The sequence below is a fragment of the Pseudidiomarina indica genome, from assembly GCF_900104245.1.
Taxonomy (GTDB): Bacteria; Pseudomonadota; Gammaproteobacteria; order Enterobacterales; family Alteromonadaceae; genus Pseudidiomarina; species Pseudidiomarina indica.
Genome location: NZ_FMXN01000006.1, coordinates 22347 through 44964 on the forward strand (window position 1 = coordinate 22347; position 22618 = coordinate 44964).

Below are 22618 nucleotides of genomic sequence, written 5' to 3' on the forward strand. Positions count from 1 at the left end.
GGATTCAGGTACAATTCGCTGGTCACCCAAGAGGTTTATCCATGAGCGAATTTGAGTACGATGACGACGAGTTCGTCAGCAAATCCGAATTAAAACGTGCTGCTGAAGCACAACAACAACTCGGCGAAAAACTGGTCGAACTACCAGAGGGAAAATTAGCAAAAATCCCTCTCGATGATGACTTACTTGAAGCCATTCGACTCGCCCAGCGCATTCGCGGAACCCGCGAAGGTTTTCGGCGTCAGTTGCAACTCATTGGCAAACTCATGCGAAGTCGGGATATCGCTCCAATTGAGCAAGCCCTCGCTGAGTTAGAACAGTCTCACCACCAACAAAACGCGTTGTTCCATCAATTGGAAAAACAGCGGGATGCGATTTTGGCGCACGGTGATGACGCTATCCAAGCCTTTATCGATGCTTACCCCAAAGCGGACCGGCAACGCCTCCGTCAACTCTATCGGCAAGCCACGAAACAAGCTGAGCAGGGGAAACCACCCGCAGCTCAACGTGAATTATTCAAATACATGCGGCAGGTGGCCACCGCTTAATCGGTGCCACCCACGGTCATGGCGTCCAACTTCAGGGTGGGCTGGCCCACTCCAACCGGAACGCTTTGACCGTCTTTACCACACACTCCTACCCCATCATCAAGCTTTAAGTCGTGACCGACCATGGAGACTTGTCGCATGGCTTCAGGCCCGTTACCAATTAAGGTAGCGCCTTTCAAAGGGGCGGTAATTTTGCCGTCTTCAATGAGATAGGCTTCCGATGCTGAAAAGACAAACTTTCCTGAGGTAATGTCTACCTGCCCACCGGCAAAGTTAGGGGCATAAATACCGCGCTTAACACTGGCGATCATCTCTGCTGGGTCATGTTCACCAGCCAGCATGTAGGTATTCGTCATACGCGGCATTGGCAAGCAGGAGAAGCTCTCCCGACGACCATTGCCCGTAGGGTCTACCCCCATCAAGCGGGCATTCAGTTTATCCTGCATGTAACCAACCAAGCGTCCCTTCTCAATCAGGACGTTGTACCCAGCTGGGGTTCCTTCATCGTCAACACTGAGCGAGCCACGACGCTGATTCAGCGTCCCATCATCCACAATGGTGCAATGTTCAGACGCCACCATCTCGCCGATTTTACCGGCATAAGCGGACGAACCTTTGCGGTTAAAATCACCTTCTAACCCGTGCCCCACCGCTTCGTGTAACAATACGCCAGGCCAACCTGGCCCCAAGACCACAGGCATGGTGCCAGCAGGGGCTGGACGGGCTTCTAAATTAATGAGTGCTTGTCGTACCGCTTCATCCACATAGTGTTGCCAGCGAGGTTTCGTACCCTCCCCTGACTCCAAGAAGTAGTGATACTCAACCCGTGCCCCACCGCCGGCGCTGCCGCGCTCTCGACGACCATTCTGTTCGACTAAAATAGTGCAATTAACACGCACCAACGGGCGTACATCGGTGGCAAAGGTGCCATCTGTTGCGGCGACAAGAATTTCATCGTAGCTTCCCGTCACACTAGCAATCACCTCAACCACTCGCGGATCTTGGCTGCGTGCGTAGGCATCAATCGCCTGCAACAATTCTATTTTGGCATTTTCTGAAAATTGGAAAAGTGGGTTGATGGCTGCATAACGTTCGGCCGCGACCACACGGTGCAGCACTTGCAGTTGCTTCGCTTGCCCCGCTTGGCTAATACCGCGAGCAGCAGCTGCCGCTTGGTTTAATGCGATCAGAGAAATTTCATCGGCGTAGGCGAATCCCGTTTTATCACCATGGACAGCGCGCACGCCTAGCCCCGCTTCAATATGAAAGGAACCGTCTTTAATCATGCCATCTTCAAGCACCCAGGATTCATGCAGGCTGCTTTGTAAATAGATATCCGCAAAATCAATGGCACCGGTATACAGCGTGGCTAATGACTGTTGCAAAGCATCACGATCTAGCTCGTGTTGGTGAAGTAAATTGTGCTCAACGTTCGGTAGTTGCATGAAATACCTTTTGACTCCAATGAAAATGTTCGATGACCGGAATGTCTCGGCGAATACTTGCTAATGTACTAGCATCAGCGAGCGCAGTGGCAATCCCCGGCTGGTCGGGGTCAGTGTCAGCTAAAATGCGGCCCCAGCCGTCAATAATCAATGCATGACCGTATGTTTGTCGGCCATTTGCATGCACCCCAGTTTGGGCGGCAGCCACTAAATAACTTTGCTGTTCAATGGCGCGAGCACGGGTTAGCGTATGCCAGTGTGCCTCACCCGTCACTTGTGTAAAAGCCGACGGTAATAACAAAATATCAGCGCCTGCTAACCGTAAGGCGCGGAATAATTCCGGAAAGCGCACATCATAACATACCGCCATGCCTAACACGCCAAATTCAGTGGTCACGGTGACAATATCGGTGCCCGGCTGCGTCCACGCTGATTCACGATAATGTTTGGTGCCATCGGCCACCGTCACATCAAATAAATGGATTTTGTTGTAACGAGCAACACATTCGCCCTGTGGATTAAAGACCAAGCTTGCAGCACTAAATTTAACGGCATCGACATGATCAATTAAGGGGAAGGTCCCGGCCACAAGCCAAATTTGGTAGCGCTTTGCTAACGCGGCGAGCGCCTCTTGCAATGGACCTTGCCCAGGCAGCTCGGCTAATTGTCGCTGGCGTTTATCCGCTGCCCCAAAGCAAAGGCAAGCCTCGGGTAATACCACTAACTGCGGCCGATGCTCCGGCAGCTGTTGCAGCAATTGTTCAATTTGCTGCAAGTTCTGGTGGGGATCTGGACTACTGGTGAGTTGCAGGGCGGTCAATTGCACCTGCGGGATTGTCGGATTCGACATGGTTCAACTCCTCAGCGGGAATCGGTGCTGCGCGCGAATCACGCGCCACTTCTTCAATAACAGGATCATCCATGGTGCCGGAAATTCGATACTCCAATCGACTAATCACCTTAGCATCATGCAGCATGCGATCAATCACTAATGCTGCTAAACCTGACGGCGGATTAATCATCCAAGCAAAAATCACGGGCAAACTCGAAGTGACTTTTGGCACAAACTGTAAATCATAGGCGAGCTCGCGGGTTGTTAAATTCGCGCTGCCTTTGACTTCCATATCACCTGCACTGCCATTGAGTTGCGTATTCTGAGTCATCACCACCCCATCGGCGACCTCAAACTCACCCGAAAAGTTGGTATAAAATAAACCGTTGGCGAACACGTCACGAAAATCAAACCGCAGTTTGCGCAAAATACTATCCAAACTTAGTAGTGAGAATAAGCGCGCTCCACGGTCACTCACATCATTTAAGTAACCCTGCCCGAGCGCCCAAGTAACACTACCATTTAAGGTATCAAGCTCTAACTGATGGGGAGCCGCCATATAGTGGAGGTCGAAATCAATGGTCGCGCTACTATCGCGAACCATCGAGGTGATATCGTAGCTATCGAGAAACTCGCCAAAATTACTGCTTTCAAAGCGCCCGAACAGACGAGTTTGGGGGTACTGTTCCGCTGTTTCTAACAGCCAGTGTCCTTTAGCGTCGAGCTGATGCCCGCGGTAATGCGCCGTCAGCTTAGCCAGTTCTAATTGGTGTTCCTCGCCACGTAAGTGAATACTCACCTCACCCAACTCATAGTGGTCATAGCGGCAACGTTTGCAATCAAGCAGCAATTCAGGAAGCCCAGCAAAGTTACTCGGCAACCACGTCGGCGTCGCGTCCTCGGCCGCGACAGCAGCAGAATCATGCTGTTGCCATTCGATTCGAGGGATATCTATATACTCTGCATCGATTTGGATTTGGGCGGCTTGTTCAGCATTCTTTTGGCGCCAATAAACATCCGCCAACACTTGCTCTGCTTCAACGCGCAACTGCCAATCATCTTGTTCAGGGTGAGCCACAATTTGCACGCCATCGAATGGCATGTCCAGCCAACGGAGCTGCTGACTTTCAAACTGAATTAAATCTGGGCGCAACACCCGAGCCACATCACTTTCACCGGCACCTTCAGGGAGCCAGCGGTTCAGTTGAGTCATGACCGCGAGCCAGTCATCAATCACTCCCGTCTCCAGGCCAATTTCCACATTAAAGAGCGGTGCGTGTCGCCCTCTGTTCAGCCCCAGCGTAGGCTGTTGCAGTTGGCCAATTCGTGCATAGCCACTTTGTAATTCGCTCAGATCACCATTGAGCTGGAGCTCCAGCAAACCATACTCGCCAATTTCTGCATTGACAAGAACACTATCAGGGTCGCCCGATACGGTAAGTTCTAGCTCTTGGGCAACCCCTTGCTCTTTACCGAGCGGCGCAGGTAAGTGGGCGCTCACATCGTTTAAAGAGGCCGACTGATACCAGCGGAATGAATACCCCCCCTCATTGGGCAGGCTTAAATTGAAGTCTGCTTGCCACGGCATGGTTCCCATCAGTAGCGGTGCGAATTCATCCAATTGCCAACGGCCATCCACTTGCATGGCCACAAAATAATCCTGCTCTCGTTGTTGGGTGGACAATTCTGCTGCAAGTGGGAAGTCACGCCAGTTCATGGTTAGCGTGGGTGCGGTGATCACATCGTTATGGTAGTGAATACGGCCGTCGACCTGAGTGAAGGTTTCTTTTAAGCTACGCACATAAATTTCTGCGCCAGCTAAATCTGCGTAGCCTTTGGCCACCACATCCGGGGAGTTTGTTAGCGGAATCATTAACTCCAAATAGCCCGTCACTGGCCCACTCAGTTGAACTTCAGCTAAGGTTCCCCCTAAACTTCCAGCTAACGGACTGTCATCAAAAACGGGCTTCAGCTCGTTGGCGTTGCCGGCGATGCTTGCGGTAATATCTAAACGCGCATCGTCGCCTGCCACTAAGTCTGGAATCACCACATCGGCCCGTGCCACATCAATCAACCCAATGAGTCCATCGGTAGCCGTAATATGCATGCGCTCATTTCTAAAGTTCACGATGGCGTTTGCATCATACACCGGCCGCCAATCAGGCTGGAACTTGTATAACAACCCTGAAATACGTGCCCGCGCTTCAAATAATCCTTCATTGTTGTGGTATGGGAAATCTTCTAAGGCGCCTCGCCAGACCATGGCAAGATCAGTGGCATAACCATCCTGAATCGCCATCGAGAGATAGTCATGCAGACTATCCCCCATCACAATAGGTAGATGGCGTCGAAGCACATCAGCAGAAATTGGAACTTCGTTTAAACTACGCGCAAGCGCATCAATATGTACGGACTCAGAAGAGGGGGTGATGGTCGCGGCAACGCCGATGGGCAAGCCAGGTAATCGAATCTCACTATCCGGAGCAATTTGTAAACGCCAGCTGTCCGCACTCCACGAAAAGGTGCCGGCAACCGTCAGTTGATCAATTGGCCAAGCGTCGTCTTCATCCAGCGCGTCACTACGAAAAGCTGCATCCGTGCCATACAACTGCCACACCATCTGTTGATCACGCCCGTGCACCTTAAGATTTACGTTGCTTAACCCTGGCACTCCGGCGAACTCTCCCCAACTCAGGTTTTCGCCTGCGGCGTACCAGCGTGCTCCTTGTTCCACATGATGATAGTAGGCGAGATCAAGAACACCTTGTGTATCTCGTTCAGAGAATTGCTCAACCACCTTAGCGCCCTGACTGCCCAACAAGTTCAATAGTTCCACCAAGGGTGCGAGCGGCATCCCTTCCAAACTCATGGCGGTGGTGGTCGGAGTATCTTCCCAACTAAAGGTGGGCAACACCCAGCTGCGATCATTGTGCTCAATGGTCAGCGGGTTCGAATTCACGCGCCAACCATCTGCATACGGGCGTAACTTGAGTTCTCCGTGGGGAATGCGAAGTTGATGGCGTTGCTCACCGACCCGCCACTGTAACTTTTGTTCCCCCAATTGCAGTAACCCATCGGTAAACTGGTTTTGTTCAAAGTTCAACCACATGTTGTAATTAAAGGTGGCCGCTTGAATCTGTGTATCAATAATTTGTTGCTGCACCCAAGGCGTGATATCCAGCTGATTAGCCGCCACATACACTTGGCCGCTCAATGCATGCAGTTCTGAGCCATGCATATCAATCATCACGTCCAGCGTGTTTTCGGTCACCTCAGAAAAGGCCAGCTTCCCGACCCCATAATGGCGCTGACCTTGGTTGGCCCACCGCAATTCTTGAATATCGATGGTACGCATCACGCCCATCAAATTCACCAGCTCAACAGAACTCTCACGCACCTCAATATTGTCTAATTGATCCAGCAGCAAATTGCCTAAATTAGTCGATAATTGAAGAGGTTGGGAGCTACTTTTACCGTAACTGTCGCGTAAGTCATAGTGCAATCGCATGCCATTTAACTGCACCTGCGCTAACTGCACATTGAACGCCCGCGCACTGCCCCAAAAATCAATCACCACCCGTGCTTCATCAATTTCGACCCGAGTCGCTTGTTCATCATCGGTCAGTAACACGAATTGATGGAGAATTAGTTCAGGTCCGCTACGACTCCAGTCAGCGCTGATTTGTGCTAACTGCACATCAAGTGCGTATTGGTTTGCTAGAAATTGCTCGACGTGTTCGGTCACATCGGGTAATTGGGGCAGGAGGTAACGCAACGCGCTCAACAATAAGGCGAATAAGACCAAGGCTGTGGCCAAGGTATAGAGCAATGAGCGCCAGAGCCAGCGCACCGCGTTGCGAAGTGCCATTACATCATAACCACATCAAATTGTTCTTGGTTATACATGGGCTCAGAGAACACTCGAACTTGCTTGCCGATAAACACCTCCAACTCTGCTAATGCATGGGACTCTTCATTCAATAGCATCTCGGCAACCGCCGGTGAAACATACACCATAAAATGATCCGCCGCGTAAGCACGATTCACTCGTACAATTTCACGCATCACTTCATAACAGACGGTCTCAGCAGTTTTGAGGAAGCCTCTACCGGCACACACGGGGCATTCGGAACAAAGCACATGTTCCAAACTTTCACGGGTGCGCTTACGGGTCATTTCAACCAAGCCTAACGACGTAAATCCATTAATGGAGGTTTTTGCCCGATCCTTTGCCAATGCCTGTTCTAAACTGTGCAGCACACGCCGCCGGTGGTCAGGATTCTGCATATCGATAAAGTCGATAATGATGATCCCACCTAAATTCCGCAAGCGAAGTTGTCTGGCAATGGCTTGGGTTGCTTCAATATTGGTATTAAAAATAGTTTCTTCTAAATTACGATGCCCGACAAAGCCACCAGTGTTGATATCGATGGTGGTCATGGCTTCGGTTTGATCAATAATGATGGAACCACCCGATTTCAGTTCAACTTTGCGATCAAGGGCACGTTGCACTTCGTTTTCGACGTCAAACAAATCAAAAATAGGTCGCTCGCCCGCGTAATACTCCAAGACAGGTCCAAGCTCTGGAATAAATTCTTTCACGAACTCTTTGAGCAAATCAAACGTAACCCGTGAATCCACTCGAATTCGCTCAATTTCATCCCCAACAAAGTCTCGTAAAATCCGACAGGATAAGTTGAGATCTTCATAAACCAAGCCAATTTTACGCATACTCTTGCGGCGCTTCTGGATCATGTCCCATAAGCGGCGTAAAAACTTGGCGTCGCGCTGCAGTTCATCATCACTCGCACCTTCTGCTGCGGTTCGGACAATAAACCCACCTTCGTCATCACAATAAGGCTCGGCGGCACGCTTTAACCGAAGGCGCTCTTGCTCGTCTTCAATGCGCTGGGAAATTCCCACGTGTGGGGACTGCGGCATGAGCACCATATAACGAGAAGGAATGGTGATATCCGTGGTCAGTCGTGCTCCTTTAGTTCCTAACGGATCTTTGACCACCTGCACCAGAATGTGTTGTCCCGGTCGTACCAACTGGCCGATGTCTGCAACAGGCATGGTGCCACGCACGAGCCCCTCTGCTTGCTCAATTTGATTTACAATATCGGACGCGTGCAAGAATGCCGCTTTATCCAATCCGATATCAACAAACGCTGCTTGCATGCCAGGTAGCACGCGCGAAACTTTACCGACGTAAATATTACCCACCAGGCCACGCTTCGCTTGGCGTTCAATGTGAACTTCTTGCAGGATGCCATTCTCAATTAATGCCACCCGAGTTTCAGTTGGGGTGACGTTCATTAAAATTTCTGTACTCATGCATCCCCCTCAATGAATTGAATTAACTGCTCGGTTTCGTAGACAGGAAGCCCCACCACGGCCCAGTACTGTGCTGTTTGGCGTAACCATTGCGGCGCCTGCTCGGGCTTTACTTAATGCCAACCGACGCACATAGTCGTCCGCAGTTTCTGCAGGGAGACGTTGTTCTGGGACATTGGGGTGCACCACGTTGAATGGGCGATCAAGTAGCTGTAGCAATTCAAAACGGCGTGGTGAGCCCGAAGCCAACACCAACTCACTCACGGACAAGGTAATGCCTCCGGTATTTACGTAAAATCAAAAACACCCACGGCCAAGCAATTGCTGACGAAATCACGGGGTAAAGGTACGCAAGATTAAAAACGGCATCATTTAAAATGTGCTCAAGTTCGTACACAATCACCCGCTTGACTAGAATAAGCAAGGCAACAATGACGCTTTGCTGCGTGAATGAGTAGTTGCGAATGCGCTGAAAGTGTCGAATTGCAGGGTACGCCATCACCAATAAAGCGGTGGCATAAATACCAAAGACCGTCCCCATCAAAATATCGGCCACTAACCCTAAAATCAGCACACTGCCGATTCCCACTCGATGCGGAAGCGCTATCACCCAATACAAAATAACCAGACTGAGCCAATCGGGACGCCATGCTTCTAAAAACACCGGCATCGGCATGACCATTAAAATCAGCGCGACTAGATAGCTAATTAATAACGGGATCAACCCAGATTTAATCCACATGCTCATCCACCACAATGTCATCAAATACGGGCTGCTCAATGGCGCTTGGTGGCCATAGCAGCAACACCGTTCGAATGCGATCCAGTTGGGCATACGGCCGTGCCGTGACCCGAGCATATTGATACCGCTCGTCACGGTTTACTTCGATGACTTCTGCCACTGGGTAGCCTTCGGGAAACACACCACCCAGCCCCGAAGACATGAGTTTATCGCCCACTTCCAGTTCCGTTGAATGAGGGATATACAGCAACTCCAGTCGTTGTAAATCACCAGTGCCTCGGGCCAATACCCGAATATCATTCCGCTCCGCCCGTAACGCCAGCGAATGACTTTGATCAGAAATCAATAACACCCGAGCCGTGGTTCGCCCCACACTGGAAATTTGCCCTAAAACCCCCCGGTTATCTAGCACCGGTTGGCCTTCATACACCCCGTTGGCGGAGCCTTTATTAATCACCACTTGGTGGGAAAATGGGTCCGTGGCCACCGCCACAATTTCGGCAGCCATCCGGCGGCTTGCCTGACGCACATCCGACCCCAAGAGTTGCCGTAACCGAGCATTTTCATTCTCAAGGAAATTGAGCCGTTGCACGGCCATTTGCAATTCTTGCAGCTCTTGCCGTAAGGCTTCATTTTGCTCGCGTAACATGGACCGCGTGGTCGACAAATACACGAGTCGGTCAAGGGTCTGTTCGGGTAACACCGCAAGATATTGTACTGGCGTCACGAGGGTCGATAAAAACGAACGCACCGGCTGCATGGTATTGAGCCGGTGGTCTAAAAACATCAGGGTAGCAGCGCATAACAGCGCTAGGACCAAACGAGTGAGTAGGGAGGGCCCTCGTTCAAACAACGATTTCATAGGCCCTCTTATTCATCACTGAACAGGTCACCGCCGTGCATGTCAATCATTTCGAGTGCAATGCCGCCGCCTCGAGCCACACAGGTTAGCGGATCATCTGCAATGATGACTGGAATCCCTGTTTCTTCCATTAACAAGCGATCAAGATCACGCAACAAAGCGCCACCGCCGGTTAGAACCATGCCGCGCTCAGAAATATCTGACGCCAATTCAGGAGGTGATTGTTCGAGTGCTGTCATCACCGCACTGACGATTCCCATCAGCGGCTCTTGCAAGGCTTCTAAAATTTCATTGCTATTTAAGGTAAAGGAACGCGGAACCCCTTCCGCCAAGTTACGTCCGCGCACTTCAATTTCACGAACTTCCTCCCCCGGGAAGGCCGAGCCAATTTCATGCTTAATGCGCTCTGCCGTCGCTTCACCGATTAAAGAACCAAAGTTACGGCGAATATAGCTAACAATAGCTTCATCAAATTTATCCCCGCCAATTCGAACCGAGGAGGAATAAACCACACCATTTAACGAGATAATGGCAACTTCAGTGGTTCCACCACCAATGTCGACCACCATGGAGCCCGTTGGCTCAGACACTGGCAACCCGGCACCGATTGCTGCGGCCATCGGTTCATCAATGAGATACACTTCACGCGCGCCAGCACTGAGAGCTGACTCACGAATTGTCCGGCGCTCAACTTGGGTTGAACCGCAAGGCACACACACTAGGACTCGTGGGCTTGGGCGGAAGTAATGGCTATCGTGAACACTCTTAATAAAGTGTTTCAGCATTTGTTCAGTCACATAAAAGTCAGCAATCACCCCGTCTTTCATCGGACGGATAGCGCGAATATTGCCAGGGGTCCGGCCCAGCATTTTCTTCGCCGCAGTACCAACAGCTGCAATACTTTTCGGTCCACCCGAGCGTTCTTGACGAATCGCTACGACCGAAGGCTCATTGAGAACAATGCCTTCATCTTTGACATAAATCAGTGTGTTTGCTGTTCCTAAATCGATCGATAGATCATTTGAGAAAATTCCGCGTAACTTCTTAAACATGAGGGGATGTTCCCTTACTCGTAAATGGGGTGGACTGTTAACTATGTAACTTTATCAAGCTGCCATGCTGCGAGCAAGCGTCATTGCATGGCTTTTAACCTAGCTTTACTTGCGCTATTAACCCTGAATTAATTCGTACATTGGCCTTGACGAATATAGCCTTGACTCTGAATACAAATATAGCGGGAGTTAACCCCTTGAATCTCTATCTCTATTGGCGCATTGCCACACCATTCTGGAGTGCTGGCATGGGCCGTTGATACCGGACAGCCTAAACTATTGAAACGAATTCCATTACTCGCATTAGGTAAACTTGACGCCACATTTACTGCAAGTGCACTGGGAATCGTCAAAACTCGTTCGGCGACAACTACCGCACCACAATCAACGGGGGTTACTGTTGTTGCAGAAAAGTTAACTCCGTAGCAGTCTTGAATTGTATCCTGCATTGCGCGCTGCTGTTGCAAGCGCAACAGACTCATCAGCTGCCCTTGATAAGTCACCTCTTCAACCCCTGCTTTACCAAACATACGAGGCCCTGCGGTAGCGGCTAAAATCCCTACCAACACGATAACAATAATTAACTCAACCAGCGTCAAACCTCGTTGCCGCATAGGTCTTAAGCTTGTCATAGATGGTTCACCTTAGTGCTGCTCGTAGCTGATAAATACCGCACCACGTATTTTACCGAATTTCTAGTATGTAGTGTAAACTAAAAAACCACAGTATGAAGAACAATATATAAACATCGGTATAAAAAACAGGTAATCTAGACCAATCGATATTAACGGGGATCTGCATGCGCACTTTTGGCGTTACTCCACGCACCAATAAAGGTTTTACATTAGTCGAGCTCATTATTGGGATCGTAGTGCTCAGCTTGTCCGTGGTGATGCTTGCTGTGCTGATTTTCCCGCAGGCGCAACGCAGTGCCGAACCCTTGTTACAAACTCGGGCAGCCGGACTAGGCCAAGCCCTCCTCAACGAAATCATGAGTAAAAGTTTTGATGAAAACAGCGACCGCAGCAGTGGTATCGAGCGCTGTAGCGTTGAAGCTGCTGCTCCTCCTTGTACGCTACCTGCTAATCTCGGCGACGATGGTGAGGTACGAAGCGATTTCAACGATGTCGACGACTACCGCGGTTTAACATCATCAAGTACCAATTTAACCGACGTCTTCGGAGCCGATATCGCTGCTCGCTACAACGGCTTTGATTACGAAATTCAAGTGTCCTATTACGACCCAAACTCGGGTGCCGATCAGGCCAATATCACCCGCTATAAACTAATAACCATAACCATCACCACCAGCTTAGGACAAAACTTTGAATTTAGCGCCGTGCGAGGAAATTTTTGATGAATAACTTGCGGCACACGTTAAGCCCACTGCCCCGCTCTAACCTTCAACGTGGCTTTACCTTAATCGAACTGATCGTCGTTATCGTTATTTTAGGTATTCTTGGCGGTTATGTGTTCTCGTACGTTGGTTTTGGGGCGCAAATCTACGTCGATACTACTGCTCGCGAGCAGCTGATGTCGCAATCAAGATTTGCTGTAGAACGCCTCACCCGAGAAATTCGTAATGCCGTGCCACGCAGTGTCCGCGTAGCCGCTGATAACAGCTGTATTGAATTTATGCCGATTCTTGCTAGCAGCCAATATCTGCAAGTACCACGACAAGGACCTAGCGCCAGCGACCCGCTGTTAGTTATCGAGCCGCGAGCGGATCAAGGCGTCAATTTGATCGGCCAATACCTGCTGATTTATGCATCGACACCCAATTTTATCTACAACCCGACGCAAACCGAGCGACGCAAGATTATTGACGCTATCGTCAGCACCGGCGATGATCATGTGGTTGAAATAGCGTACACCGATAGCATCAGTTACTTTACCGGTAACAGCCCCGCACAGCGTTATTTTATCGGAGGCCAGCCCATCAGTTGGTGCTATCAACAAGCTACGGGCCAACTCTGGCGTTATACCGGCTATGGGCTCAATGCCAACGCATCAACCCTAGCCCAACTGCAACGTGCGCTTACCACTAGCGCCGAAGTGATGGCTGAAAATCTCACCAACGATTTAACCTTAACCACACCTGAGCGGCCCTTTATAGTGGACGATGCCACCTTGGTCAGGAATAGTTTAGTGCATCTAGATTTACGCTTTGCCCGCGCCGCTGACACAGAGCGCCTACAACTATTGCAGGAGGTTCATGTTCCTAATGTGCCATAAGCCCCTCCAGTACCACCGTAGTCGTGGCGCTGCCCTGCCGGTAGCGATTTTTATCATCGTGGTGATGGCCCTGCTCGGGGCGGCCATGGTCAGAGTTATTGGCGATGCGACCCAAGGCGTCGTCAGCGATGTGATTGGCGCTCGCGCCAACAACGCAGCTCGCTCCGGCGCTGAAATATTTTTGGTAGCACTGTTTGAGAACGAAGGCATGGTAACCACAGGGCTCTGCGCTAACCGTAGTACCACCAGTACGTTCGACCCTACCGATAACGATAGCAGCCCTAACACTTATAACTTTGTTGAAGCGGGCTTACAAAACTGTACTGCCACTGTCTATTGTGATGTGGCTGAAATCACCAGCCCCGTTGTCGTCAACCATTATCGAATCGTCGCTCAAGGCAGCTGTGATGCCGGCGACATGATTTATTCACGCGAAATCATGCTGGAGGCAAGCAATGCGTCACTTTAACAACCTTGCCCTACTGGTCATTGCGCTAGTTTTGTCGCTAGCGAGTGAGAGTGTTGCTGCCGCAACGTACAACTTAAAGCAAAATGTGCCGCCAGGCTGCACTCAGCAAGGGAATAACCCGGTATTTTGTAGCAATGGTTTGAATTTGAAGTGGAACGATATTATCGATGCGAGTCAGGTGTTGGTGATTAATGTTACGGGCGATGTGAATTTGCAAAATGCCCAAATCAATGTGGGTAGCAATGCCGGGGTCACTATCAATGCCACGGGCAATATTACTACTGGCTCAGATTTCGCCATGCGAGGCTCGCTCAATGCCGATGGCAATGTTAGTTTTGGGAGTAGAAGCCAATTGGTCGGTAATGTCTCAGCCAGCCAAATTACGACTAACTCAAATGTCACCATCGACGGTTCAATCGATGCAGGGTCAGTAACACTTCGTTCCGGAAACAATATAAGTGGTAATGTTATGTCGAGCACCACGGTGAACACTGATTCAAATGTCACCATCGGGGGTTCGGTCTCCGGAACCGCGGTCATTCTCGGTTCACAGAACTCAGTCACGGGCCCTGTTACTGGCAGTTTATCCGTGTCATTACTGTCACCAGGGAGCCAATACGGTAACAATATCATCTCTAACGGTCCGGTTTTTATTGGTAGCGGGAACCAAGTTAATGGCAACATCAGCGGTACTGACATCACAACTGATAGTCACGTTAATTTGACCGGTAATATCACCGCCACGGGTATTTTTGATCTAGCCAGCGGCAGCCAAGTTACGGGCAATGTTAACGCGGGGAGTGTTCGCATTCGTGCATCGAATTCAGATATTACTGGAGATGTTAGCTCAGCCGGCGATATTCTTATTGAGAGTGGCTCAGGGATTACCGGCAGTGCAGTGAGTGGTGACACCATCAAGATGTTAGATGCAAATGCATACATTACTGGAGATGCGACAGCTACCAATGAAATCATCATTGGTTGGGCTGGAAGTATCGGTGGCGATGCGACAGCACCTCACATCCGAAACGATAGCGGTAACAAAGACCCTGTTGGTGGCGGAGAGTATTGTGACTCCAGCAGCTCCCGTTTCCAAAACCATGCTTTCGCTTGTACCGCTGCTCCACCCGATCCGGGTCCCGGCCCAGGACCTAGCCCAGGTGACCAATGCGAATTATTTAATGACCTTGCCGATTACGGTATTGTGGGCTCCAGTGGGTTTTATGCGGGCAACAATTCTGAAATTAACAATAATAATATCGTAGGTAAAGGTAATACGCCGACGCCTATTGGCCTAGTTGCTACGATAGATTTAGATTTTCCGCCATTAAACCCAGCAGTGTTTCCGAGCTTTAGCAGTCCTGGCACCGAACTAAAAAACGAAACTAACACGCCGCCGGGCACCTATGGCACCATCTTTACTGATAAAAATAATGGGTTTTCATCAACCTCCGGTGGTGGTACCTATTACATAGACACGATACGTTTTTCAACGAACAATAATACGCTAGAACTCGGCCCTGGTGATTATTTCGTCAAAAACATGATTTTAGGAAACAACTCCAGCATCAATATTTCACCTGCTGGCTTGGTTCGCATCTATGTTTTGAACGGCATTACAGGCGGTAATGATATCTCCTTTAATACCAATGGCTCGGTGGGTAATTTAGTGGTCTATTTGTATGAAGGTGCCGACTTCACCGTAGGTAACTATTGTAATGGTGGCAATAACTGCCCAAAGTTTACCTTTAACGGCCTGATTTACAGCCCTTATGCCACCACCGACATCACCTTTGGCAACAATACTAACTTTCAGGGCGGTGCTTTAACGCCTGGTAATATCACGTTTGGTAACAATACCGAGATTACTTACACCCCTGAGGTACAAGCAGCGGTGGTTGATGCGCTGGGTTGTGCACCAGTTGATGCTGAGGTTCATCATTATCGGCTGCTGCATACCACTGAAACCGTTGCTTGCTATGCGGCTGTGGTGCAAGTTCAAGCTTGTGCGGATGCAACCTGTAGCGCAACCTTTGATGATCCGGTGGGCATCACGGTGACGGCTGCGCTAGCCAATAGCAGTTGGCAAGGCGGTGACATCAGTAGCAGCAGCGGCACCAGCGCTAATCTTAATTTTAGCAACGGTAGCGGCCTTGCCGGGTTACGCAACAGCAGCGGGGGTACGGCAGTCTTAACCCTCAGCAATGCGACGCCGACAGCGGTCGAAGCGACCGAATGTTATGACCTATCAGGCACCACAGCCACCTCTTGTGAAGTGACCTTCAATTTGGCAGGGTTAGTTATCGTAGGCGCTGCTCCTGATCTGCCCTTGGCTACACAGATTGCCGGGGACGATTTCAATAGCGTCTTGCGTGCGGTGCGCACCAATACCACGACCGGTGCCTGTGAAGCCCGGCTAGAAGGGGCACAAACCGTGAATTTAGGCATGGAATGCTTAAATCCGGGGGCATGCCAAGCTGGCCAATCCTACACCATCAATGGCACCGCCATCGGTCTCAATAACGCCGGCAACGTGACTAATTATGAACCTGTTAATGTCACTTTTGACGCCAACGGTAATGCTCCTTTGGTGGCTAATAATTATTCCGATGTGGGCTTGCTACGGCTACATGCCCAGATTGATTTGGCTGAAGGCGCAGAAAATCCACCTGCAGTACCCGACCCAGCCATGACCTTAACTGGGCAGAGCATGAATGATTTTGTGGTAAAACCCTACCGGTTAGTCGCTGCGGCTATTGATGATGAGAGTAACTTTGTCATTGCCAGCGGCGCCGCCCCGCAGCCGGTATTTAAAGCTGCTGGCGAGCCGTTCAGTGTAATCGTACAAGGCCAGAACAGCGACGGGGCGGTAACGCCTAACTTTGGCAATGAGTTCCCCACTACCACCGTCACCGCAGGATTTCATTCCATGGTGTTTCCAAACCCTGCGGCAACCGACAGTAATGCTAGCAAATTGGTGAGCGGCACTTTTACTCCTAGCGGTGGCAATACCGGGCACTATATCGGCCACGATAACCAATGGTTGGAGGCGGGAACTTTCAATCTACAAGCTGCTGCCATTGATTTTCTCGGTGCCGGTGATGCCGTCGAGCGTCCAGCCATCCCCACCGGACGCTTTATTCCAGCGGCATTTGCGCTCGATCTGACATTTTCCAACGTGACCGATAGCTGTCCCGCTGGTGGTTTCACCTACATGGGTGAACCTGCCATCTCATTACAATATCAGCTGCGTGCTTTAAATACCTTGGGGCAGGTGACTAAAAACTACGATACGGCGCGTTATGCTCAAGCCAATGCCGATACGGCAACGATCAAAGTCATCGCCAGCAGCCTCACTGATGTGGCTACCGATGAATTTGATCAGCGTGTGAGCATGACGGCACACCAACAATGGCAAGATGGCACCTTGACCGTTATCGATTCAGCGGCGGCATTTTTGCGCCATCCAGTGCCAGCATTGATCGATGGCCCCTACCCTCAATTAAGGTTTGGCTTGCAGGTCGAAAATAACGGCTTAGATACGATTGACTGGCACGCCGATCAGGTACTCTTTACCAGTGTGCAAGGAAATGCGGCTCAAATTCCAGGAAGCATTCATGCGGTGTATGGCCGCACTCTATTAGTGGACGTCTATGGACCTGACGTTGAGAACTTAGCCATAGTAATGCGCAACGAATACTTTGATGGGCATGGCTTTATCACCAACATCGATGACAATTGCTTTGCTTACGACGCCGCTAACCTGAATATTTTAGCCGACCCAGCCGGCCTCAATGCAACGGCTGGAGGTGCGAGCACTGGCATCTTGGTTAACGGTGAGGTGCCTGCCGGCACTTGGTGGTGGCAAGCCCCCGGTGCCGTAGGCGAGTTTATCTTTGAGTATGATACTCAACCTTGGCTAGAATTTGATTGGAGTAATGACTCCAGTCTGCCCCTTGAAGATCCCTCAGCCACCGCCGGTTTTGGCCAGTACCGTGGTAATGATCGTATTATCTTTTGGTTAGAGCGGCGCAACTAGAGCAGTTTTGACAACCTTGTTAGAGTCGTTGTTATCGAGCTGCGGTTACGGCGCCTCAATAATTATTGTTATGGTTTGCTCTTCGGTACTGTTCTAGCTGCAAATTGCTCGCTTTGGTTACGACCAAGGAAAACTGACGTTCTTCTGTATAAGCAGAACCCACCAAGGTCAAATCAATAACGATTTCGTCATCGTGCTTAGCAAAGGCGTATTCATCTAAAATACCGCTAAAATCACGACCTTCAATAGCACTGCCTTGGTTTACCGAAAGTTCAATTAAGCGGGTTAGGCAAGGTTACGTTGGTAGCTGCACTAATCTACAAAAAAATAAGGGCTCTGTCATACCAAGCGGCGCCCGAGACAAGGTCACCGGCACCAAGACTTCGGTATCCCCAGCAACAAAGTCAATCTGTTCAGAAAAAGCGACGAAATGCTCACCTGTTAGTCAGTAAGGATACAGTTGGATAAGGGTTCGCGCTGCCCCCAGGTTGTTGGTCGGGATGCTCACTACCGCAGCCGCTGATTAATGCCATCAGCGCCAGCACTGCCAGCACCGGCTTCAAGAAAGCACTACCACTGAATTGTTTCGTCCACTACATACTCATGATCCTTTTGCCACCATCTTAATAACAACTTTTTAACCATACCTCAATTGCTTACAGCTGGGTACCACAAAAGCGTAGAGTTCAGGGTTGAATTTGGCATTATTCATTGTAATCAACTGCCCACTCGCTAAACGCCAGCCAATAAAAAAGCCAACAAGCAACGCTTGTTGGCTTTTCGCTAGCTTGTTAGTGATTAACAGCCATCATCCTCGATATCTATAGTCGGTTCAGCATTAGCTGAAGCCGAATCAGTGTATTTCAAGTAGCATGCTGCTGCTTCAACGCCATCAGCATCATTTGAAGCTAATGTAATATCGGAAGAAATCACATAATAAACACCTGGGGTGGTAGGCGTACCAGGAGCTGTCTCGGTGTAATTGCCAGCCGTTTTTACAATAAAAGTAAAGTCTGCGGCATCCAAAATTTCTTTTAAGTCCGCCGCCTGTACATAACCGTTATAAGTATTGACGGTAGTATTTCCACGAACTTTAACAGTAGAAGCGCCTAGAGTTGCGCCTTGGATTGATGCACGACCATAAACCATTTGGTTTGCACCTTTAATGCTACCCTCAATACCTTTTAGGGTTGCAACACGAGCATCTGACGAGAAGTTAAAGAACTGTGGTGCTGCAGTGACAGCTAAGATACCTAATACCACGATTACAATGATCAGTTCGATCAAGGTAAAACCTTTTTGTTGTGTTTTCATGTAGCACATCCTTTTAAAAAATGGGAATCCCCAAACTTAATGAATAAAACGAACCTTAATTATTACTAAAAATACTCACCCCACCCGTGCGAGGGTTGTATACAAACGCATTACCGACGCTTAGGTAATCAGTTCCGCTAGGAGCCGATGCTAAGTTTTTAATAGTATTTGCGAGGTAGTACACGCAAATATCATTAACCCCGTTACTCTCACGTACCACGTAGTAACGGTTTTCACCCAACAGGGTAAAACTGGTGGTGGCTGTAGGTGCCCCCTGCAAAATTGCCTGCATGAGTGTGCGGCAATCTTCGCTGGTCATATTTAAATCGTGGGCGTCTAAGTTGTTGTTCCCACTCACCGGATAGCCCGTGCTGCCATCAACATTCACGGTAATGCCATCCATGATCACTTCGGCGCCAGCGCCATCCGCATTCCCTTTGGGTCGGCCGCGTAATTCCCATTCCGCTCGCACCAACCCGACAGCACTGGCAAAACCACCAGCAACACCTTCAACCGCGGCATCTTCCGCGTCTGCGGTCACGCTAGTAAAACGAGGCAATGCAGAGGCTGCAAGCAGCCCTAGAATTACGACAACAATGATTAATTCAATCAATGTGAAACCACCATTTCTTAGTGGTTGAACCGGCTGATGCGTCATCCTATTTCCCTAGTAATTTCCGTTGTGCATATTATCAACGGCACCCAATTTTTTCGCAAAAATTAAAAGTTAAGCCCAATTGTTAATTTTGCGTTAATTCTCGTTTCATCGCCCTTGGTATGCGTTCATCATGTCCCACAAGGGTGAAAATATTCCGGACGCCATAACAGAAATCATAACTGCAACAATTGCCAGCATAATAGGCTCAATTTTGGCGGTCAGACTTTTTAAATCGTAGTCCACTTCACGTTCGTAGTACTCCGCCACTTCGTTCAGCATTTCATCAATACGCCCGGTTTCTTCACCAACTTGCAACATCTGTAACACCAACGGGGTAAACAGTTGACTACTACGGGCCACGCGCGACAGGCTTTCACCCCGCTCAATGTTGCGGCGCATATCATTAATTTTTTGCCCCATCCAACGGTTATCGACTGCATCGGCCACCAGTCCAAGCGCTTGGGTAAGTGGCACGCCGGCACGCAGCATGGTGCCAAAGCTCCGAGAGAATCGGGTCAGCAAGGTCCGAAAAATAATGTCGCCCACCAAGGGCATCCGCACCTTGAGATAATCCCACCGAATCTCACCGTCAGGCGTATGAATGTACCGATAAACACTATAGACAGTGAGTCCGATTCCCGCTAATAACAAAAACCACCAGTGAACAAAGAAGTCCGACGTGCCGATCAGAATTCGAGTGGTTAAGGGTAATTCGGCATCAAATCGCGCGAACATACTGGCAAACGATGGAATCACAAACAGGTTTAAGATGAACATGGCGATGACAATGGTGATCAAGATAAAGGTGGGATACCGCATGGCGGTTTTCACCTGTTTCCGAGTATCTTGTTCCTTTTGCATATATTCCGTCAGTTGCATGAATGACTGTTCGAGCTGACCGGTGTTTTCGCCTACATGAACAATGGCAACAAACAAGCGGGGGAATACCTTTGGGTGGGCCGCCATGGCCATGCTAAGTGGTCGCCCGCGTTCCAATTGCTCAACCACATCCGCTAAAACCTTGCCCAAACGACGGTTACCGGTGTTTTCGGCCAGCCCTTGCATAGCCCGTAACAGCGGAATCCCTGCTTTGGTTAAAGCGTACATTTGCCGAGTAAAAACAATCAAATCATCACTGCTAATACCGGTGCCAAATAACTCGGAAACATCCAACTGAAAGCTGCTGGGCGCCTTATAAGGAGTTACTTGAATGGGAGTAATGCCGCGCCGAATTAAGTTATCGGCCGCCCCCGCCTCCGAGTTGGCTTCTACCTCACCCTGCACCAACTGGCCATGCTCATTACGCCCACGATAGGAATAGTTAGCCATGGGTGGTCTCGCCGCCTTCATTTATTGCCGTAATGCGAAGCTCTTGTTCTTCAACGGTTTCGGCTAGGAACAACACTTCGTCGACAGTGGTGATCCCCTGCAACGCATAGTCCAACGCAACTTGCGCCAGCGGTTTAAACCCGGGGGTTGCTTTGGCAGCTCGGGCGAAATCACGCATATTGCCTTCCCGCAACGCATCCACCATGGCTTCATTCACCTCTAAGAGTTCAAACACCCCAATTCGGCCTTTGTACCCCGTATCGTGACAGTTTCGACAACCGCGTCCTTGAACAAACCGCGTATCATCGGCGGTAATGCTGGGATTCATTCGCTGCAGCAGTGCTAATTGCTGGGGTTCTAACGTCGCGGGGCCTTGACACACCTGGCACACCCGACGAATCAATCGCTGAGCTAACACCCCGCGTAAGGCTGCCCCCACTAAATAAGGGGCCGCTCCCATGTCGATTAACCGCAAGGCGCTGGTAATCGAATCGTTGGTGTGCAAAGTAGTTAAAACCAAGTGTCCGGTAATTGCCCCGCGTAAACCAATTTCAACAGTTTCTTGGTCCCGCATTTCCCCCACCATGATAATGTCCGGGTCTTGCCGCAGCGTGGTTCGCAGAACATTCGAAAAGGAGAGGCCGATTTTGGGGTTCACTTGCACTTGTGAAATCCGTGGCAGGCGATATTCAACCGGGTCTTCAACGGTAATAATTTTCTTTTCCGCACGGTTCAGTTCGCTGAGTGCGCCATACAGGGTGGTGGTTTTCCCCGAGCCAGTCGGTCCGGTGACCACAAACATTCCGTATGGGCGATGCACTAATTGGCGCACGCGGCGCAAAATGTCCGCCGGCATGCCGGTTTGCTCTAAATCCAATAAGCCGGCTGATTGGTCCAGTAACCGCATGACACAGGATTCACCATGCTGAATTGGCATGGTTGAAACCCGCACGTCAATACTGCGGCCGCGCACTTTCATATTGAAACGGCCATCTTGTGGAAGTCGTTTCTCGGAAATATCTAAACCTGCCATCAGTTTCAGGCGTAACACCAGTGCATTGGCAATATTGGCTTCGGTCAACACGTTTTCCTGCAACACGCCATCAACCCGCATCCGAATCCGCAGGGCATTGTCGTCGGGTTCAATATGAATATCCGAGGCACGAACTTGAACTGCATCGGTAAAAATCGATTGCAGTAATTTGGCAACGGTGGCGTCATCGGCTTCTGCATCCAACGATAAAGCGCCAAGATCAAACTCGGTGCCTTCTTCCGTTTCGGTTTGCAGTTCTTTCGCAAAATGAACAATATCTTTGGTGCGGCGGTACAAGTTATCGAAAGCAGCATGCAATTGGTTATCAGAAACCACTGCCAAACGCATTTTGCGCGGTTGCAGGTAATTTGAAATCGTATCAACGGCGGCTAGATCGGCCGGGTCACTCATGGCGACCAATGCGGTGTCATCATCGGCATCAATCACCAACGCTCGGTGGCGACGGGCTTGCACCTCTGGCACTAAGTTTACCGCTGTTTGAGCAATTTTACGCTCGTGTAAGTCCAGCAGTGGAATATCCATCTGCTTGGCTAAGAATTCCAACAACGCCCGCTCGGAGATCAGTCCTAAATCAATCAGGGTCACCCCTAACTTACGGCCGTTAATACGCTGATCATCCAGTGCTTGTTGCAGTTGTTCTTCGGTAATCAGCTGATGTTGTACCAACAAGTCGCCTAAGCGCATTTTCAAACGAGGGCGCAT

18 protein-coding genes are annotated in these 22618 nt (G+C 49.9%); 5 read left to right on the forward strand and 13 right to left on the reverse strand.

Going from position 1 to position 22618, the window contains the following annotated elements; genetic code table 11:
• Window positions 1-41 precede the first annotated feature (41 nt).
• A complete protein-coding gene (gene yjgA / locus BLP64_RS06240) occupies window positions 42-548 on the forward strand; it encodes a ribosome biogenesis factor YjgA (protein WP_092592811.1) in 507 nt (168 codons plus the stop codon).
• Here the strand turns inward: yjgA and tldD are convergent.
• From tldD to BLP64_RS06285, 9 genes are all read right to left on the reverse strand, one after another.
• Complete coding sequence (tldD, locus tag BLP64_RS06245; protein ID WP_092592813.1) at window positions 545-1993, reverse strand: metalloprotease TldD; 1449 nt, start codon at window positions 1991-1993, stop codon at window positions 545-547. The genes yjgA and tldD overlap by 4 nt on opposite strands.
• Window positions 1974-2843, reverse strand: a complete 870-nt coding sequence (locus BLP64_RS06250) for a carbon-nitrogen hydrolase family protein (protein WP_092592815.1) — start codon at window positions 2841-2843, stop codon at window positions 1974-1976. Before BLP64_RS06250 ends, tldD begins: the two co-directional genes overlap by 20 nt.
• A complete protein-coding gene (locus tag BLP64_RS06255; protein WP_092592817.1) occupies window positions 2788-6693 on the reverse strand; it encodes a YhdP family protein in 3906 nt (1301 codons plus the stop codon). Before BLP64_RS06255 ends, BLP64_RS06250 begins: the two co-directional genes overlap by 56 nt.
• Window positions 6693-8162: a ribonuclease G gene (gene rng / locus BLP64_RS06260; RefSeq protein ID WP_092592819.1), complete on the reverse strand. Its 1470-nt coding sequence runs from the start codon at window positions 8160-8162 to the stop codon at window positions 6693-6695. The genes BLP64_RS06255 and rng overlap by 1 nt, the downstream gene beginning before the upstream one ends.
• Before the next feature lie 9 nt (window positions 8163-8171).
• Complete coding sequence (locus BLP64_RS06265) at window positions 8172-8426, reverse strand: Maf family protein (protein ID WP_092592821.1); 255 nt, start codon at window positions 8424-8426, stop codon at window positions 8172-8174.
• Entirely contained in the window at window positions 8419-8904 is a 486-nt protein-coding gene (mreD, locus tag BLP64_RS06270) for a rod shape-determining protein MreD (RefSeq protein WP_092592823.1), read from the reverse strand. Before mreD ends, BLP64_RS06265 begins: the two co-directional genes overlap by 8 nt.
• Window positions 8894-9766, reverse strand: a complete 873-nt coding sequence (gene mreC / locus BLP64_RS06275; RefSeq protein WP_092592825.1) for a rod shape-determining protein MreC — start codon at window positions 9764-9766, stop codon at window positions 8894-8896. The genes mreD and mreC overlap by 11 nt, the downstream gene beginning before the upstream one ends.
• Before the next feature lie 8 nt (window positions 9767-9774).
• Entirely contained in the window at window positions 9775-10818 is a 1044-nt protein-coding gene (locus BLP64_RS06280) for a rod shape-determining protein (protein ID WP_092592827.1), read from the reverse strand.
• A 128-nt stretch (window positions 10819-10946) separates the two neighbouring features.
• A complete protein-coding gene (locus BLP64_RS06285; RefSeq protein ID WP_092592829.1) occupies window positions 10947-11450 on the reverse strand; it encodes a pilus assembly FimT family protein in 504 nt (167 codons plus the stop codon).
• Window positions 11451-11617: 167 nt separating this feature from the next.
• Between BLP64_RS06285 and BLP64_RS06290 the strand changes: the two genes are divergently transcribed.
• From BLP64_RS06290 to BLP64_RS06305, 4 genes are read left to right on the forward strand one after another with little or no spacing between them, the layout of a single operon-like run.
• On the forward strand, window positions 11618-12175 hold the full coding sequence (locus tag BLP64_RS06290; RefSeq protein WP_092592831.1) for a type IV pilus modification PilV family protein: 558 nt from the start codon (window positions 11618-11620) through the stop codon (window positions 12173-12175).
• Window positions 12175-13053 (forward strand): PilW family protein, encoded by an 879-nt coding sequence (locus BLP64_RS06295; protein WP_092592833.1) that lies wholly within the window; start codon window positions 12175-12177, stop codon window positions 13051-13053. Before BLP64_RS06290 ends, BLP64_RS06295 begins: the two co-directional genes overlap by 1 nt.
• Complete coding sequence (locus BLP64_RS06300; RefSeq protein WP_092592835.1) at window positions 13043-13522, forward strand: hypothetical protein; 480 nt, start codon at window positions 13043-13045, stop codon at window positions 13520-13522. The genes BLP64_RS06295 and BLP64_RS06300 overlap by 11 nt, the downstream gene beginning before the upstream one ends.
• Window positions 13509-17561, forward strand: coding sequence for a DUF6701 domain-containing protein (locus BLP64_RS06305; protein ID WP_092592837.1), 4053 nt, complete (start codon window positions 13509-13511; stop codon window positions 17559-17561). Before BLP64_RS06300 ends, BLP64_RS06305 begins: the two co-directional genes overlap by 14 nt.
• A gap of 798 nt (window positions 17562-18359) precedes the next feature.
• Here BLP64_RS06305 and BLP64_RS10990 read toward each other — a convergent pair.
• From BLP64_RS10990 to BLP64_RS06325, 4 genes are all read right to left on the reverse strand, one after another.
• Window positions 18360-18875 (reverse strand): type II secretion system protein, encoded by a 516-nt coding sequence (locus BLP64_RS10990; protein ID WP_092592838.1) that lies wholly within the window; start codon window positions 18873-18875, stop codon window positions 18360-18362.
• A gap of 55 nt (window positions 18876-18930) precedes the next feature.
• Window positions 18931-19533, reverse strand: coding sequence for a pilus assembly FimT family protein (locus tag BLP64_RS06315; protein WP_092592840.1), 603 nt, complete (start codon window positions 19531-19533; stop codon window positions 18931-18933).
• Between the two features lie 105 nt (window positions 19534-19638).
• A complete protein-coding gene (locus BLP64_RS06320) occupies window positions 19639-20862 on the reverse strand; it encodes a type II secretion system F family protein (RefSeq protein ID WP_092592842.1) in 1224 nt (407 codons plus the stop codon).
• A complete protein-coding gene (locus tag BLP64_RS06325) occupies window positions 20855-22618 on the reverse strand; it encodes a GspE/PulE family protein (protein WP_092592844.1) in 1764 nt (587 codons plus the stop codon). Before BLP64_RS06325 ends, BLP64_RS06320 begins: the two co-directional genes overlap by 8 nt.